Annotated in this window: 12 protein-coding genes and 1 pseudogene; 9 read left to right on the forward strand and 4 right to left on the reverse strand. The window is 72.1% G+C overall.

The annotated features are described in order from the left end of the window. Nucleotides 1-24: 24 nt before the first annotated feature. The 3 genes from ACZ5CR_RS04390 to ACZ5CR_RS04400 are packed head-to-tail and all read left to right on the forward strand — an operon-like array spanning nucleotide 25 to nucleotide 3,727. Complete coding sequence (locus tag ACZ5CR_RS04390) at nucleotides 25-1,752, forward strand: class I mannose-6-phosphate isomerase (RefSeq protein WP_468853429.1); 1,728 nt, start codon at nucleotides 25-27, stop codon at nucleotides 1,750-1,752. Next, on the forward strand, nucleotides 1,749-2,690 hold the full coding sequence (locus tag ACZ5CR_RS04395) for an ROK family protein (protein ID WP_468853430.1): 942 nt from the start codon (nucleotides 1,749-1,751) through the stop codon (nucleotides 2,688-2,690). The genes ACZ5CR_RS04390 and ACZ5CR_RS04395 overlap by 4 nt, the downstream gene beginning before the upstream one ends. Nucleotides 2,691-2,692: 2 nt before the next feature. Continuing rightward, nucleotides 2,693-3,727, forward strand: a complete 1,035-nt coding sequence (locus ACZ5CR_RS04400; protein ID WP_468853890.1) for a LacI family DNA-binding transcriptional regulator — start codon at nucleotides 2,693-2,695, stop codon at nucleotides 3,725-3,727. A 14-nt stretch (nucleotides 3,728-3,741) separates the two neighbouring features. Here the strand turns inward: ACZ5CR_RS04400 and ACZ5CR_RS04405 are convergent, their stop codons facing one another. Then, nucleotides 3,742-4,371, reverse strand: a complete 630-nt coding sequence (locus ACZ5CR_RS04405) for a CGNR zinc finger domain-containing protein (RefSeq protein WP_468853432.1) — start codon at nucleotides 4,369-4,371, stop codon at nucleotides 3,742-3,744. A gap of 78 nt (nucleotides 4,372-4,449) precedes the next feature. After that, complete coding sequence (locus tag ACZ5CR_RS04410) at nucleotides 4,450-5,574, reverse strand: NADH:flavin oxidoreductase (protein WP_468853433.1); 1,125 nt, start codon at nucleotides 5,572-5,574, stop codon at nucleotides 4,450-4,452. A gap of 86 nt (nucleotides 5,575-5,660) precedes the next feature. On the opposite strand from ACZ5CR_RS04410, the pseudogene ACZ5CR_RS04415 reads away from it, so the two are divergent. From ACZ5CR_RS04415 to ACZ5CR_RS04430, 4 genes and pseudogenes are all read left to right on the forward strand, one after another. Beyond that, nucleotides 5,661-6,128, forward strand: a pseudogene (locus ACZ5CR_RS04415) (pyridoxal-phosphate dependent enzyme); the annotation flags it as partial. An 83-nt stretch (nucleotides 6,129-6,211) separates the two neighbouring features. Beyond that, a complete protein-coding gene (locus tag ACZ5CR_RS04420) occupies nucleotides 6,212-8,815 on the forward strand; it encodes an ATP-binding protein (protein WP_468853435.1) in 2,604 nt (867 codons plus the stop codon). A 111-nt stretch (nucleotides 8,816-8,926) separates the two neighbouring features. Next, nucleotides 8,927-10,330 carry an FAD-binding oxidoreductase gene (locus tag ACZ5CR_RS04425; protein ID WP_468853436.1) on the forward strand — a complete coding sequence of 468 codons (1,404 nt, stop codon included), beginning with the start codon at nucleotides 8,927-8,929 and terminating at the stop codon, nucleotides 10,328-10,330. A gap of 56 nt (nucleotides 10,331-10,386) precedes the next feature. After that, nucleotides 10,387-11,046: a DUF6629 family protein gene (locus ACZ5CR_RS04430; protein ID WP_468853438.1), complete on the forward strand. Its 660-nt coding sequence runs from the start codon at nucleotides 10,387-10,389 to the stop codon at nucleotides 11,044-11,046. Here ACZ5CR_RS04430 and ACZ5CR_RS04435 read toward each other — a convergent pair. Both ACZ5CR_RS04435 and ACZ5CR_RS04440 read right to left on the reverse strand, forming a co-directional pair. Then, nucleotides 10,988-12,784, reverse strand: coding sequence for an acyl-CoA dehydrogenase (locus tag ACZ5CR_RS04435; RefSeq protein ID WP_468853440.1), 1,797 nt, complete (start codon nucleotides 12,782-12,784; stop codon nucleotides 10,988-10,990). The two genes, ACZ5CR_RS04430 and ACZ5CR_RS04435, sit on opposite strands and share 59 nt — an antisense overlap. A gap of 149 nt (nucleotides 12,785-12,933) precedes the next feature. Beyond that, nucleotides 12,934-13,695 (reverse strand): FadR/GntR family transcriptional regulator, encoded by a 762-nt coding sequence (locus ACZ5CR_RS04440; RefSeq protein ID WP_468853442.1) that lies wholly within the window; start codon nucleotides 13,693-13,695, stop codon nucleotides 12,934-12,936. Between the two features lie 270 nt (nucleotides 13,696-13,965). Here ACZ5CR_RS04440 and ACZ5CR_RS04445 point away from each other — a divergent pair, with 270 nt between their 5' ends. Continuing rightward, nucleotides 13,966-15,357 (forward strand): MFS transporter, encoded by a 1,392-nt coding sequence (locus tag ACZ5CR_RS04445; RefSeq protein WP_468853444.1) that lies wholly within the window; start codon nucleotides 13,966-13,968, stop codon nucleotides 15,355-15,357. Then, complete coding sequence (locus ACZ5CR_RS04450; protein ID WP_468853446.1) at nucleotides 15,354-17,099, forward strand: dihydroxyacetone kinase family protein; 1,746 nt, start codon at nucleotides 15,354-15,356, stop codon at nucleotides 17,097-17,099. The genes ACZ5CR_RS04445 and ACZ5CR_RS04450 overlap by 4 nt, the downstream gene beginning before the upstream one ends. Nucleotide 17,100 lies beyond the last annotated feature (1 nt).

Here is a 17,100-nt window from a genome sequence, read left to right on the forward strand (position 1 = left end):
GAACCTCCGCTCGAAGGAGCATGCGTGTACCGGCTCGACCCGCGTTACCCCCCGGCACCGGGGGCCGTACTGACCAGCGGCTGGCAGGCGGTGGCCGCCCGACTGCCCGCCGAACCCGCGATCGTGGCCGTCGAAGGGCCACCGGCCGCCGACTGGGAGACCATCGCGGCCCAGCTCACCGCCGCCTGCCCCCTGCCCGTACGCACCCTCGACATCCGTACGCGCTACGCGCCCCCCGCCGTGGTGCGGCGCCGCACCATGAGCGCGCCGGACGCCGACGACCCGTACTACTGCAAGCTCGCGGAGAACCCCCTGTCCGACCTGTTCCACGAACTCCCGCGGGACGACGGTGACGGCGGTGACGACGGTGAAACGCGAGGACTGGTACTCGTCTACGGTCCCGGCGCGTCCCTGGTCCTGCACGACGTGCTCTGGTACGCCGATCTGCCCAAGCGGTACGCGGAGTCCGCGGTGGCGGCCGGAGAGGGGAGCAACCTCGGACTGCCCGGCGAGCGGGCCGAGTTGAAGCGGCTGTTCTATGTGGACTGGCCGATGATCGACCGCCACCGTGACGCTCTCGTCGGCCAGTTGGACGGCTGGCTGGACGTGCAGGAGCCCGGGCGGCCCGTGTTCCTCGACGGGGACGGCCTGCGGGCGAGCTACGCCGACCTCGCCCGGCGTCCCGTACGTACCAGGCCGTTCTTCAACTCCACGCCCTGGGGCGGGCATTGGGGTCAGAGCGCCCTCGGCTTCGACTCCGGAGCGAGCAACACCGCCCTCGGCTACGAACTCATCGCCCCCGAAGCGGGCATCCTCATCGGCCACGGACCCCAGGCCCAGGCGGAGGTCCCCTTCCAGCTCCTGTGCGTCCTGCACCCCGACGAGGTGCTCGGAGCGGAGTCGCACGCCCGGTTCGGCACGTCCTTCCCGATCCGCTTCGACTATCTGGACACGGTGGGCGGCGGCAATCTTTCGGTGCACTGCCACCCCAAGGAGTCGTACATGCGCGAGCGGTTCGGCTGGCACTACACGCAGCACGAGACGTACTACATGACGCTCGGCAGCGCCGACACGCGCGTCTACCTCGGCCTGCGCGAGGACGTCGACCTCGCTCTCTTCCGCAAGGAGATCGAGGAAGCGGCGCACGAAGGGGTGCCGATGGACCCCGAGGACCACGTCATGGCGTTCCCGGCCGAACAGGGCAGGCTTTTCATGATCCCGGCGGGCACCCCGCACGCCAGCGGCGCGGGCAACCTCGTACTGGAGATCAGCGCGACCCCGTACCTCTACAGCCTGCGCTTCTACGACTGGCTGCGCCCTGACGCCGACGGCAACCCGCGTCCGCTGCCCTACGAACACGGCCTCGCCAACCTGGAGACGGAGCGGCGCGGCGACGCGGTGACCCGCGATCTGGTGCAGGAGCCGTGCGTCCTGCGGCGCGGGGACGGCTGGCGCGAGGAACTGCTCGGCGCGCTCGACGAGATGTTCTACGAGGTACGGCGCTACACCCTCGACGGGGATGCCGTCGCCGGTGACGACACGGGGGGACGGTTCCACGTGCTCAATGTGGTGGAGGGGGAGGGGATCACCGTGCTGACATCGGCGGGGGAGCGGCACGCGCTGGCGTACGCGGAGACGCTGACCGTGCCCGCGGCGGTCGGCGGCTACCGCCTTGAGGCGCGGGAAGGCCCGGCCAAGGTGGTGAAGGCGCTCGTACGGGACCGAAGAGCCGTGCGTGCGGGCCACGCGTGAGAGCCGTTCTGGAGATCGGCGGGACCCATGTCACCGCCGCTGTGGTGGACCCGTTCCGGGTACGGGTGAGCCGCCGTGTCCGGCGTTCACTCGACGCGCGGGGCGACGCCGGGCACATCCTCGGCACGGTCGTGCGCTGTGCCGGGGAGCTTCAGGTGCCCGCGGGGCAGGTGTGGGGCGCCGCCGTGCCGGGGCCCTTCGACTACGAGAAGGGCATCGCGCGCTTCAAGGGCGTGGGGAAGTTCGACGATCTGTACGGCGTCGACGTGCGCGCGGTGCTCCTTGACGGCGTGCGGCCCAGGCCCGCGGACGTGGTGTTCCTGAACGACGCGCACGCGTTCTCGCTCGGGGAGTGGCGAGCGGGGGCCGCGGTCGGGCACCGGCGCTGTGTGGGGATCACCCTGGGGACGGGGGTGGGGTCGGCGTTCCTCGCGGGCGGGGTCGTGCGCCGGACAGGGCCCGGAGTGCCGCCCGAGGGCCGTGTCGACTTGCTGCGCTGGTCAGGTGCGCCGTTGGAGGACTTCGTCTCGCGGCGGGCGATCCTGGCCCGTTACGGATCCCGGCACGGCTCCCGTCACAGCTCCCGGCGCGGCTCTCGCTCCGGCGGTCACGACGTGGACGTGCGGGACATCGCCGTGCGCGCGCGGCAGGGCGAGAAGTGGGCGGCACAGGTCCTTGACGAGGCCCTTGTCGCTCTCGGTACGGTTCTCGCCCCGTACGTACGCGACTTCGGCGCGTCGGCGGTCGTCGTCGGCGGCGCCATGGCGCTGTCCTGGGACCTGGTCGGTCCGGCCGTCGGCGTCGGCCTCGGGGATACTCCGGTGAGACCGCGTCCCGGCACGTTGGGCGCGGATGCGGCGCTGATCGGGGCCGCGGAGTACGTGGATGCCGGTGGGCGCCGGGCGGCGAGGCGATCCCCGGGGAGAGGACACACATGACGATGCCCGAACCGCGGCCCCCCGCGGACGGCCCGCCCACCCTGCGGGACGTCGCCGAAAGGGTGGGAGTCAGCGCGATGACCGCGTCCAGGGCGCTGCGCGACGACGCGAGCGTGCTCCCGGCCACCCGGGAACGCATCCGCGTCGCCGCGGCGGAGATCGGCTACCGGCCCAACGAAGTGGCCCGCAGCCTGCGCCTCGGACGAGGCACAGGCCTGGTCGGACTCGTCGTCACGAACCTGGCCAACCCCTTCTACTCGCGGTTCGCCCTCGGTGTGGACTCCGTGATCGCGGGCGACGGCTTCAAGACCGTCATCGGGAACACCGGCCAGGACCTGGACGCCGAGCGTGAGCTCGTCGCCGACCTGGTGGCACGCCGCGTCGACGGCATCATCGCCGTCCCCGCGACGGCCGACCAGGGCCATCTGGCCGCGGCGGCTGCCGACGGCGTACCCGTGGTGCTCGCCAGCCGCCCGCCTGAAGGGTTCGAGGCCGACTGCGTGCTGGTCGACGACTTCGGCGGGGCCCGCGCCGCCACCGCCCGGCTGATCACCCGCGGCCACCGCAGGATCGGCTTCCTCGGTTCACCGCCCGCCGTCTACACCGGCACCGAGCGCCTGCGCGGGTACGCCGCTGCCCTCGCCGCCCATGGCATCCCCTTCGACGAACACTACGTACGGCAGGGGCAGACCGAGCCGCGTGAGGCGCGACGGGCCGCGGCCGGACTCCTGGCGCTGCCCGAGCCGCCCACCGCGCTGTTCTGCTCCAACAACCGCAACACGATAGGGGCGTTCCGCGCCATTCGCGCCTCCGGCACCGACACCGCGCTCGCGGGCTTCGACGACTTCGAACTGGCCGACGCGCTCGGCCTGCCGCTCACGCTCGTCGCGTACGACAGCGATGAACTCGGCCGGGCCGCGGGCGAACTCCTCGCCGACCGGCTACGGGGGAGGGGACCCGACCTTGGAAGGAAGCCGAAGCCCGGCTCGGTGCAGCGCATCGTGATACCCACCAGCCTGGTGGAGTACGGCAGTTGACGACCGCGGTGGCTCTACGCCCGACCGTGGACGTCCGGTGTCGGCTCCGCTTCGGCGCCCGCGCGGCGGCGCTGGCGCGAGGCCCGCAGGTTCGCGGCGTTTCCGCAGCCCCGAGTGGAGTGCCAGACGCCGCAGTTGTTGCGGGAGCGGTCGTAGAACGCCGTGGCGCAGCGTTCGTTGCGGCAGATCTTCAGGCGCCGCCACTCGCCGGTGGTCTGGGCGAGCAGTGCCTCGCACAGCACGGCGGACGTCAGCCAGCGCCAGCCCTCACCCTCGGGCTCGGTGGTCAGGGCCGCGTCGCCGTGCAGGTTGACCTGAAGGGCGCATGAGGTGGAGCGGGTGCTCTCGCTCTCGCCGCCGGTGCTGCCGCACCGCGAGTGCAGGGCGCGGCGCAGCTGTTCGCGCAACTGCCGCAGCTTGGGCAGGTCCTCTTCGGTGAGCGTGAGCCGCACCGCCGTGCGCCCCGTCTTCTCGGCCCAGGTGGGCAGGGCCACGGAGATCCAGTCCTGTGCGGCCGCGACGTCCCCGAGGAGGTCGGCCTCGGCCGCGCCGCCGGAGGGTGCGGTGTTCAGGATGTCCTGCACGAGGCCAAGGCCGCCGGGGACGGCGGTGGGGAAGTAGCGCTCGGTCGCAGGCCAGGTCATGGGGATATCCTACGCGACCGCGGGCGACAGCAGCGTATTGCCTTGGCTGCCGTCACCCGCGATCGCGTCGACTGTCGCTCAGGCCAGGCTCTTCAGCTGCGACTTGTCGAAGGGCAGCGCGTCACCGAGCCGGCCCTCCAGGGCCTTGGCCGCCCACTCCGGGTCGGCGATGAGGGCGCGGCCCACCGCCACCAGGTCGAACTCGTCCCGCTCCAGGCGGTCGATGAGCGGCTCGATGCCCGTGGACGCGGACGGCACCGCCCAGCCCTGCGGCCCGATGAACACCTGGTCGAGGCCGACCGAGCCGACGGTGATCACCGGCTTCCCGGAGATCTTCTTGACCCAGCCCGCGAGGTTGAGGTCGCTGCCCTCGAACTCCGGCTCCCAGTAGCGGCGGGTGGAGGCGTGCAGTACGTCGACGCCCGCGTTCACCAGCGGCGTCAGTATGCTCTCCAGCTCCTCGGGGGACTCGGCGAGCCGTGCGTCGTAGACGCCGCCCTTCCACTGCGAGAACCGGAAGACGACGGGGAAGTCGGGCGAGACGGCCGCCCGCACCGCTGCGACGATCTCCGCGGCGAAGCGGGTGCGGGAATCGAGGTCGCCGCCGTAGCCGTCCGTACGCTGGTTCGTGCGCTCCCAGAGGAACTGGTCGAGCAGGTAGCCGTGCGCTCCGTGCAGTTCGACACCGTCGAAGCCGATGCGCTCGGCGTCCGCCGCGGCGTCCGCGAACGCCCGGATCACGTCGTCGAGATCGGAGGCCGTGAGGGCGCTGCCCTTGGGCTGCCCGTCGAGGCCGATCCCGGAGGGGCTCGCCGAGGGGGCGGAGGGCACCGGGCCATTGCCCTCGTCGCGCGCGACGCCGACGTGCCACAGCTGCGGAATGATCTTGCCGCCCGCGGCGTGCACGGCTTCGACCACCTTGCGCCAGCCTTCGAGGGCGTCGTCGCCGTAGAAGCGCGGGACCCGGTCGCTCGTACCGGCCGAAGCGTGGCCGACGTACGTGCCCTCGGTGATGATCAGGCCGACACCGGCAGCGGCGCGGCGGGCGTAGTACTCGGCCACGTCGGCGTCCGGCACGCCGCCCGGTGAGAACTCCCTCGTCATGGGTGCCATCACGATGCGGTTGGGCAGGGTGAGGCTGCCGACACTGAAGGGGCGGTCGAGGGTCTGGGGGGTGCGGGCGGTCTGCGGCGCCGAGGTCATGCGTCCTCCTGGCAGGGAACGAGGGTGCGATCATCGTGAGATCGATGACGCAAGCGTACCTGGTTCACTCATGTCGTTTCGCGGAGGCCCAGGCCGTCGTCACCCACTACCGCAGCCGCCCCGCAGGGGAGAGGGCCGCCGCGCTGCTCTCCGCGGAGCCCGAGGCGGCGGCCCGCGTCATCGAGAGCCCCACCCGCGGGGCGCCGGCCGGCGTCGTCACCGGCGACACGGCCATGGCGGGCCTGAACCGCGGCACCCCCTCCAGCCTCGCCTGGCCCTACCTGCGCGAAGGCCTCGACGCCGTCGTCGCCGTCGCCGTCGCCGTCGCCGTCACCGACGCGGAAAGCGCACGGGCGGCCCGCGAGCTCGCCGCCCTCGGAGTCTCCCCGGGCCCTTGCGGAGCCGCGTCGCTCGCGGGCGTGCGCGCCGCACTGACCGGCGGCGGCGCCGACGACCGCCGCGCGGCCCTCGGTCCCGGCCCCGCATCGGCCCTCGTGCCGCTCAGCACAGAGGGCGCGGAAGCCAACCCGCACCACCGGGACCTCGCCTCATGACGCCCGTACCAGAGGCACGCGCGCGCTGACCGAACCCCAGTACGGGCGACGGAAACGCGCGGTCGCATGGGAGAATCTGGCGCGTGGACGGGGGGATCCTCGAGCGGGATCTTGAGTTGGTTCGACTGACCGCCGCCGCTCTGGAAGCGGCCGACGGCGCGGGTTCGGTGGCGCTCGTCTTCGGCGAGGCAGGCATCGGCAAGTCGAGCCTCGTGAACGCGCTGCCGAGTGTGCTGTCCGCGCAGGCCAGGGTGCTTGTCGGGCAGTGCGACGACCTGGCCACGCGGCGCCCGCTCGGGCCGTTCCGCGACCTGGTCGGCAGCGTGGGGGCCGAGCTGGCGCAGGCGGTGACCGAGGGCGGCGACCGGCATCGGGTGTACGACGCGCTGCGGGCCGAGCTGGGCGACCCGCCGCATCCGACGGTCCTCGTCGTAGAGGACGTGCACTGGGCGGACGAGGCCTCTCTCGACGCGCTGCGGTTCCTCGTACGCCGCGTGGACCGCATGCCCGCCGTCCTCGTACTGACCTATCGCGACGACGAGTTGAGCCGCGAACACCCCCTGCGCCACCTCCTGGGCCAGGTGTCGCGTGCGGCCCGCGTGCACCGCGTGCCCCTGTCCCGTCTGTCCCGGAACGCCGTGCGCACCCTGAGCGCGCCCAGCCACCTCGATCCCGCGCAGGTGTACGCCGTGACGTCGGGCAACCCCTTCTACGTCGCCGAGGTCGTCGCGGCGGGCGGCACCGGGGACGTGCCCCCGACCGTGGTCGACGCCGTCCTGGCCCGCCTTCGCGGCCTCGACGACGCCGCACGCGACGCGCTCGAACAGCTCGCCGTGGTGCCGTCGGCGACCGAGCGCACCCTGGCCGACGCGCTACTGCCGTACGGAGTGGGCCAGCTGACCGCGGCGGAACGGCGCGGACTCCTCGTCGTGACGCCCGAGCGAGTGGTGTTCCGGCACGAGATCATCCGGCGTGCCATCGCCGACTCGCTGCCCGCGGCACGGCGCATCGAACTCAACCGGAAGGTGCTCACCGTCCTGGTCGCGCAGCCCGGCACCGACTACTCCCGCATCGTCCACCACGCCGCCCAGGCGGGCGACCAGGACGCCATCGCGCGCTACGGCCCCGACGCGGCCAGGGACGCCGCACGCACAGGGGCGCACCGGGAGGCCGCCGCCCAGCTGCGGCTCGTCCTGGCCCGGCGCGAGCGCTACGGTCCTGCCGAACTTGCCGACCTCCTGGAGAGGTTCGCGGTGGAGAGCTACACCATCGCCGACTCCCCGGCCGCCGTCGGCGCCCAGCTGGAAGCCGTCGCTCTGCGCCGCTCCCTCGGCGACATGAGGGCGCTCGGCGCCGATCTGCGCTGGCTCTCTCGGATCCACTGGTGGGCGGGCGACGCGGACGCCGCACAGGAGGCCGCCCGAGAAGCCATAGACGTACTCGAACAGGCAGGGGACGAGCGTCTTTTGGCGCTCGCGCTCAGCAACACCTCTCAGCTCCGCATGCTCTCCGACCGGTACGCCGAGGCCGTCGGGTACGGTGAACGGGCGATCACTCTGGCCCGGCGTACGGGCGACGCGGCGATCCTGTCGCACGCGTTGAACAACGTGGGCACGGCCCGCTGGCGCGGCGGTGATCCGCTTGGCCGACCGCAGTTGGAGGAGAGCCTGGCGGTCGCGCTGAAGGCGGACGAGGCCGAGCACGCCTGCCGCGCCTACGCCAATGTCATCTGGACGCTCCTGGAGAACCTGCGGTTCACGGAGGCGGACCACTTCCTGGCCCCCGCCATGGAGTTCGCGGACCGCACGGAGCACCTGGGATTCCTGCGCTACCTCCAAGTGGAGCTCGCACTGCGGCAGTTCGCCGCGGGCAAGTGGGGCGAGGCGGAGAAGCTCGCCGAGTCCGGTGACGCGCAGGAGTTCCCGCCCGCGCGCTGCCCCGCCCTGACCGTACTCGCACGGGTGCGGATCCGGCGCGGCGCACAGGGCGGCGACGAACTCCTCGGACGGGCCCGGGAGGTCGCCGCGCGGACCCGGGAGCTCCAGCGCACGGCCCCGGTCGCGGCGGCGCGGGCGGAGGCCGCCTGGCTGCGCGGTGACCACGCGGCCGTGATCGACGCCGTCGGCCCCCTGTACGTACAGGCGCGGGACCTGGCCGCGACGCCGTACCGCGCGGAGCTCGGACACTGGCTCGCCAGGGCGGGGCAGCCCGTCCCCGTGGACGACTCCGACCACCCGTACGCCTTGCAGGCCGCCGGGCAGTGGCGCCTCGCCGCCGAGGCCTGGCGGGCGGCGGGCTGCCCCTACGAGTACGCGGCCGCCCTCGCGGAGAGCCCGGACCCGGCGGACAAGCTCACCGCGCTCGCGGGCCTGGACGCCCTGGGCGCCGAACCCCTGGCCAGGATCGTCCGCAACGAACTGCGCACCCTGGGCGTGGCCCGGATCCCGCGCGGTCCGCACGCGGCGACCCGCCGCAACCCGGCTGGCCTCACCGGCCGCCAGCTCCAGGTCGGAAGGCTCCTGGTGGAGGGCCTGACCAACATCGAGATCGCGGGCCGGCTCGTCCTGTCCGTACGCACGGTCGACAACCACGTCCGCGCGGTCCTGGAGAAGCTCGGTGCCCGCACCCGGCGCGAGGTCGCCGCCCGCGCCACGCAGCTGGGGATCGAGATCGGCCGCGAGAAGTAGGCAAAAGTAGGCAATGGCCGGACGCGAGCTGGGTGGTGGGCACGGATATCGGAGCGCCGGGGGCGGCACTAGAACGGGCTCATCGGATGCACCGATCCAACGGGGGAGTCCATGTCCATGACGTCCGCACAGGAAGCACGCCGGGAACTGGCAGGATTCAAGGGGAAGTTGAAGGGACCGGAGGACGCCGGGTACGACGAGGCGCGCGCCGTCTACAACGCCATGGCCGACAAGCGCCCCGCGCTCGTCGCCTGCTGCACCGACGCCGACGACGTGTCCCGCGTCATCGGCTTCGCCCGCGCGCACGGCCTGCCGCTCGCGGTCCGCGGCGGCGGCCACCACGGAGCGGGCCTCGGCACCGTCGACGGCGGTGTGGTCGCCGACCTCTCACCGCTCAAGGCGATCGAGGTCGACGCACAGGCCCGCACGGTGCGGGTCGGCGGCGGCTGCGTCTGGAGCGAGGTGGACCGCGCCACGCACGAGCACGGCCTGGCCACGCCCAGCGGCATCATCTCCTCGACCGGCGTCGGCGGCCTCACCCTCGGCGGCGGCCTCGGCCACCTCACCCGCAGGTTCGGGCTGAGCGTCGACAACCTCCTGGGGGCCGACCTCGTCCTCGCCGACGGCCGTCAGGTGCGGGCGAGCGAGGAGGAGAACGCCGACCTCTTCTGGGCGATCCGCGGAGGCGGCGGCAACTTCGGCGTCGTCACCTCGTTCCTCTTCCGGCTCCACGAGCTGAGCACGGTCATCGCGGGCCCCACCTTCTGGCCCGTCGAGATGGGTGCCGAAGTCCTCGCCGCCTACCGTGACTTCCTGCCGGGTGCGCCCCGCGAGGCGACCGGCTTCTTCATGTTCGGCACCGTGCCCCCGGCCCCGCCCTTCCCCGAGAGCATCCACCTGCGCAAGGTCTGCGGCGTCGTGTGGTGCCACACCACCGAGGACGCCGACGCGGCGGCCCAGGCGATGGCGCCCCTGCTCGACGCGCTGCCCGATCCGCTCCTGCACGCCGTGGGGGAGATGCCGCACCCGGTGCTCCAGTCCATGTTCGACGGGCTCTACCCGCCCGGCGACCAGTGGTACTGGCGCGCGGACTTCGTCGACGAGATCCCGGACGACGCCGTCGCCCTGCACGCCAAGTTCGGCGCCGAGCTGCCGACCATGAAGTCGACGATGCACCTCTACCCCATCGACGGCGCCGCCCACGACCACGGCCCCACGGACACCGCCTGGAGCTACCGCGGCGCCCGCTGGGCCAGCGTCTTCGCGGGAGTGGACGCGTCCCCGTCCAACGCCGACCTCATCAAGCGCTGGACGGTCGACTACTTCGACGCGCTGCACCCGTACTCGGCGGGCGGCGCCTACGTGAACATGATGATGGACGAGGGGCAGGAACGCGTACGGGCGAGCTACCGCGACAATTACGCACGCCTGGCCCAGGTCAAGGCCGCCTACGACCCGGACAACGTGTTCCGCCTCAACCAGAACATCGAGCCCGACCCGCGCGGCCCCGCGTAACCCCTGCGGCCCGCCTCGCCGCGCCCCCCGGTGACGGGGGTCGTAGCGTGGGAGCCATGTGCTGGAGCGCGACGGCCGATGTCGTGGCGGGCGCGGGTATCGCAGCGGTAGGAGTCGCGTGTGTGACCCGGGCGGCCCGCGGGGCCCGCCCGGGCGATCTGCCGCTCGCCGCGCTCCCGCTGCTACTCGGCGCTCACCAGATCATCGAGTCGCAGGTCTGGCGAGAGGGCGGCGGCACGGGCCCCGCCACCGTCGCCTGGGCCGTGATCGCCCTGCCGCTGCTCCCGCTGTGGCTGCCCGTGGCGGTGCTGTGCGCGGCGCCGCCGAGCGCGCGCCGCCGCCTGCTGATCCCCCTCGCCGCGGGCATCGCGACGGCGGCGGCGCTCTCGTACTCGCTGGCGACCCGCACCGTGACGGCCGAGATCCACGGCCACACGGTCGGGTACGCGTTCGGCCTGCCTCAGCCCGGGCTGATCGTCGCCGGATACCTCCTGGCCACCATCGGCTCCCTGTTCCTCTCCGGCGACCGGGGCCTGGTCCTCTTCGGCGTCCTGGTCGCCGTCGGGGCGGCGGTGTGCGTGGTGCTGTGGCGGCGGGAGTACGTCTCCACGTGGTGTGCGTTCGCCGCGGTGTGTTCGCTGGTCCTGTACTTCTGGGTCAGAAGGCGTTCTCGGGCAGCTCAAGGGCCGTCCGGTCCAGGCTTTCGAGGAGCGTGAACTGGGCCTCCGTCTTGGGCAGTTCATGGCGGAAGAAGTAGCGGCAGGCGGCGCGCTTGCCCGCGTGGAAGTCCTCGCTGCCCGCTTCCGCCGCGAGCAGCTGCTCCAGCCACATCCAGGCGACGACCACGTGCCCGACCGCTTCGAGGTAGACGCTCGCGTTGGCGAGGGCCGTCTGCGGGTCGCCCGTCGACCAGAGCCGCCGGGTCACGTCCACCGCACGGGCCACGGACGCGCCGAGCGCACGCCCGTACCCGGGCGCGACGCCGCCCGCGGCGGCGGCGCGGGCGGTCGTCCTCGCGATGCGCTCGCCGAGCAGCGCGAGACCCGCACCGCCGTTCATGACGACCTTGCGGCCGAGCAGATCCAGGCCGTGGATGCCGTGCGTGCCCTCGTGGATGGGGTTGAGGCGGTTGTCTCGGTAGAACTGCTCGACGTTGTACTCGCGCGTGTAGCCGTAGCCGCCGTGCACCTGGATCGCCAGGTCGTTGGCCACCAGGCACCACTGCGAGGGCCAGCTCTTGGCGATCGGCGTCAGCACGTCGAGCAGCAGCTCGGCCTCCTCGCGCTCCTCGGGCGAGGAGCCGGTGTTCTGCTCGTCGAGCAGCCGCCCGCAGTACAGATTGAGCGCGAGCGCGCCCTCCACGTACGCCTTCTGGGCGAGCAGCATCCTGCGTACGTCGGCGTGCTCGATGATCGGGATCTGCGGTGACGCCGGGTCCTTGGCGGTGACGGGGCGGCCCTGCGGGCGGGTGCGCGCGTAGTCCAGGGCGTGCAGATAGCCGGTGTAGCCGAGCGCGGTGGCACCCAGGCCCACGCCGATCCGGGCCTCGTTCATCATGTGGAACATGTACGCGAGGCCGTGGTTCGCCTCCCCGACGAGATGGCCGACCGCGCCGGGCTCGCCGCCGGGCCTGTGGACGCCCTCGCCGAAGTTCAGCAGGGTGTTCGTGGTCCCTCGGTAACCCATCTTGTGGTTCAGGCCCGCGAGCACGACGTCATTGCGCTCGCCGAGCGCACCGTCGTCCCCGACCAGGACCTTGGGCACGATGAACAGCGAGAGCCCCTTCACGCCGGGCGGGCCGTCGGGGATGCGCGCGAGCACCAGATGCACGATGTTCTCCGAGAGCTCGTGCTCGCCGCCGGAGATCCACATCTTGTTCCCGAAGAGGCGGTAGGTCCCGTCCTGCCGCGCCTCGGCCCGCGTCCGCACATCGGCGAGCGACGAACCCGCCTGCGGCTCCGACAGACACATCGTGCCCAGGAAGCGGCCCTCCACCATGGGGCGTACGAAGGTGTCGATCTGCTCCTCCGAAGCGTGCGCGAGGAGCAGATTGGCGTTACCCATGGTCAGGAAGGGGTACGCGGCCGTGCCGACGTTCGCCGCCTGGAACCACGCGAAACAGGCCTGCGCCACCACGGACGGCAGCTGCCCGCCGCCGATCTCATGATCCATGGCGCTGGCCAGGAGCCCCGATTCCCCGAAGACGCGGAGCGCCTCCTTCACCTCGGGGATGACGTGCACCTTCTCCCCGTCGAAGGTGGGCTCCTGGGCGTCGTTCTTCTTGTTGTGCGGGGCGAAGTGGCGCGTGGCGATCTGCTCGCTCAGGTCGAGGGCGGCGTCGAAGGTCTCGCGGGAGTGGTCCGCGTACCGCTCCCTGCCGGTGAGCGCGGGCACGTCGAGCCACTCGTACAGCAGGAACTCGAGGTCGCGGCGGGAAAGGAGCAGGGATGCCATGCGGATTCTCCATGCGGTGACGGCGGTACCGATCCCGGGGCAGGGAGCCCCGCACACCCGATACTAAGCGGTTGCTTATGGTGGTTGTCGAGGGCGGCCCGGTCGCCGGTCGCCGGTCTCCGTGGCCGCAAGGGTCCGTCAGGAGGGCCCTAGTGCCCCGCGGCGCCCTCCCCGTCCAGGGACGACTGCAGTCGTACGTTCGCCATCCGCATGTGCTCCGCCATCGCCCGGTCCGCGGCTTCGGGGTCGCCCGCGCGGATCGCGTCGAGGACCGCGCCGTGCTCGCACAGGGTGCCGGTGACGGTGCCCTCGATGTCGCCGGCCCGTTCCATCCACACCTGGAGCAGCGCGCGGATGCTGTGCAGGATGTCGCTGAGCACGGAGTTGCGTGCGATGTGTGCCGTCTCCAGGTGGAAGGCGATGTCGGCGTCGACGAACGCCTTGACGTCCGAGCCCGCCTCGCGCATCCGCTCCAAGTGCCCTTCGAGGCGCCGCACATCGTCGTCGCCCGCCCGCTCGGCGGCGAGCCGCGCCGAGACGCCCTCCATGTACGTGCGCACCTCGACCAGGTCCTGCGTACGCCGCTGACCGAGCATCAGACCCCAGTTGATGGCGCGCGGCAGGAACTCCGACGTGCCCTCACGGACGTACGAGCCCGAGCCCGGCCTGATCTCGATGATGCCGAGGATGTCGAGGGCGGACAGCGCCCCGCGGACGCTGGAGCGGGCCACCCCCAGGGCCTCGGCGAGCTGGCGCTCGGCGGGGAGCCGGGTGCCCGGCTTGATGTTGCCTGCGGAGAGGTGGTCGAGGAGGCGCTTGGCGACCTCGCTGACCGAGGACTCGCGCACCACCGGGCGCAGGAGCTGGGCGAGATCCGGCTGCTGGTGATCGGGCTGACTGGTCACGGTCACCAGTAGACCAGACCGCCGTACCGGGCGGTCAGGGAGTCCAGCTCCCGGTTCCGCCGTCCTCCTTTCGCCCGCGTCACCTGCCGTTGTCAAGGATTTAACGATTCCGAAGTCTGCGACATTCGCCACTTTGGTAAATTGGTGACCAATTTGAAAATCGGGCCTAGCGTGAACTCCAGATCGGCCCCCGGCGTGGTCGGCCCCCCGCTGCCCCGTCGCCTGCCGAGAGTGACCCAGACCGGACAAAGCCGTCCGGCGAGCCGAGGAGTCGCCATGTCTGCCAGCGCCGCGCCCCCCGCAGTACCGGAGACGAGATCAGCCGTCGAGAGATCGGCGATCAAGAAGGTCTCGACCCGCCTCGTCCCCTTCGTGGCCCTGATGTTCTTCGTGAACTATCTGGACCGCACCGCCGTTTCCTTCGCGGAACCCAACGGGATGGGCCACGATCTGGCGCTCACCGCCGCGCAGTTCGGCTTCGCCTCGGGGATCTTCTTCCTCGGTTACATCGTTCTCGAAGTCCCCAGCAACATGGCGCTGCACCGCTTCGGTGCCCGCCGCTGGCTGGCCCGCATCATGGTGACCTGGGGCGTCGTCTCGCTCCTCTTCACCTGGGTGAGCAGCAGCAGTGAGCTCTACGCCCTGCGCTTCCTGCTCGGCGTCGCCGAGGCCGGGTTCTTCCCCGGAGCGATCCTCTTCCTGAGCCAGTGGGTGCCGAGCCGCCACCGCACCAAGATCCTCGGGCTCTTCTACCTGGCCCAGCCGCTGACCACGGTCTTCGGCGCCCCGCTCGCGGGCTGGCTGATCGGCCACCACGGCCTGTTCGGCCTCGAGGGCTGGCGGGTGATGTTCCTCTTCGTCTCCGTCCCCGCGATCCTCCTCGGCGTCATCGCCTGGTTCTATCTGATCGACCGCCCGGCCGACGCCAAGTGGCTGACCCCGGCGGAGAAGACCTGGCTCACCGAGGAACTCACCGCCGAGAACGCCCACAAGACCGGCCACACGGGCGACGAGGGCAAGCACGCCAAGGGAGACCTGAAGGCCGCCTTCACCAACGCCCGCGTCTGGACCCTCGCCGTCGTCTACTTCGGCTTCGTCTACGGCCTCTACGCCCTCGCGTTCTTCCTGCCGACGATCATCAACGGCTTCCAGGAGCAGTACGACACCACGTTCAGCGTGATGGACAAGGCCTGGATCACCGCGATCCCCTACCTCCCCGCCGCGATCGTCCTCTTCTTCTGGACACGGCACGCCACCCGCAAGGGCACCCGCACCTGGCACATCGCCGGGCCCGCGATCGTCGGCGGCGTCACCATCCCGCTCGCCCTCTACATGGGCTCACCGACGGCCACCGTCGCCGTCATCACCGTCACCGCGTGTTCGATCTTCGCCGCCCTGCCGGTCTTCTGGTCCGTGCCGTCCAAGTTCCTCACCGGTGCCGCAGCGGCCGCGGGCATCGCCCTGATCAACACCGCGGGCAACATCGCGGGATTCGCGTCCAGTTACATCACCGGCTGGCTGAAGGACCTGAGCGGCGCCTACTACCTGCCGCTCTACCTGGTCGGCTTCTTCATGCTCCTGTCCGCCGCCCTGATGATCCGGCTCGGCACCCGGCACGGAGCCGACGCACAGCCGGCCGTTCACGAGCCGATGGAGGCCAAGCGATGACTCGCCTGCACAATGACCCCGCCGCGTTCGCCGACGAGGCGCTCGAAGGGTTCACCGCGGCCCACGGCCGCTGGGTGCGGCCCGTGCCCGGTGGTGTCGTCCGCGCCACCGCGCAGACCCGCGGCCAGGTCGCGGTCGTGATCGGCGGCGGCTCCGGCCACTACCCGGCCTTCTCCGGCCTGGTCGGTCAAGGCCTCGCCCACGGAGCGGCCGTCGGCAACGTCTTCGCCTCGCCCTCCGCCCAGCAGATACGCAACGTCGCCCGGGCCGCACACCGCGGCGGCGGAGTGCTCCTCATGTACGGCAACTACGCGGGCGACGTCCTGCACTTCGGCCAGGCCGCCGAGCGGCTGCGGTCCGAGGGCATCGACGCGCGCACCGTCGCCGTCACCGACGACATCTCCAGCGCCGGCCCCGCCGAGTCCGCCAAGCGGCGCGGCATCGCGGGCGACCTGCCCGTCTTCAAGGCGGCGTCCGCCGCGGCGGAACAGGGCCTCTCGCTCGACGAGGTGACCCGCGTCGCCGAGCACGCGAACGCCCGTACCCGCTCCTTCGGTATCGCCTTCTCCGGCTGCACCCTGCCCGGCGCCGAAGAGCCCCTGTTCACCGTCCCCGAGGGGCGGATGGCTGTCGGCCTCGGCATCCACGGCGAACCCGGCATCGACGAGCGGCCCGTGCCGAGCGCGGACGACGCCGCCGAGCTGCTCGTCTCCACCTTGCTGAAAGAACTCCCTGACGGAGTAGCCGAGTTGAGGGGGCAGCGCGCTGCCGTCATTCTGAACGGCCTCGGCTCCGTGAAGTACGAGGAGCTGTTCGTCGTCTATCGCAGGGTCGCCCAGCTGCTCGCCGACGCGGGCATCGAGCCCGTCGACCCCGAGGTCGGCGAGCTGGTCACGAGCTTCGACATGGCGGGCGTCTCGCTCACGCTGACCTGGCTCGACGAGGAACTCGAAGCGCTGTGGACGGCTCCGGCCGACACACCCGCGTACCGCAAGGGCGTCGTCACAAGGCCCGCCGACGACTCCTCGGACGAGGACGAGAGCGGCCTCGACGACATCCACGTCAGCGAGGCCGCCGTGCCCGAGGCGACAGAGGAGTCCCGGCGCGCCGCCGCGACCGCCCTCGACGCCCTGCGGGTCATCAAGGACACCGTCGAGGAGCACGCCGACGAGCTCGGCCGCATCGACGCCGTCGCGGGCGACGGGGACCACGGCATCGGCATGCGGCGCGGCTCGCTCGGCGCGTACGAAACAGCTGTAGGGGCGGGGGAGTCGGGCGCCGGAGCGCAGTCCCTGCTCACCCTCGCCGGCGACGCCTGGGCCGACAGGGCGGGCGGCACGTCCGGCGCCCTGTGGGGAGTGATCCTGCGCTCCGTCGGCGCCGCGCTCGGCAACACCGTGCGCCCTGATGCCGCCGCCGTCGCGAACGGCGTACGAGAAGCGTCCGCGGGAGTCATCTCCCTGGGCGGCGCGCAGGTCGGCGACAAGACGATGGTCGACGTCCTGGTGCCGCTCGCCGAGACCCTCGGCGAGCGGGTCGCCGCCGGTGCGGACCTGGCCACCGCCTGGGACGCCGCCGCCACCGCCGCCGAGCGGGCGGCCCGGGACACGGCTCAGCTGCTGCCCCGGATGGGCCGCGCACGGCCGCACGCCGAGAAGTCCCTGGGCACCGTCGACGCCGGCGCCCACTCGCTCGCCCTGATCGTCCGCGCCGTGCACGGCGTCCTCACCCACCGCAGTTAAG

Source organism: Streptomyces sp. NPDC031274 (assembly GCF_055570235.1).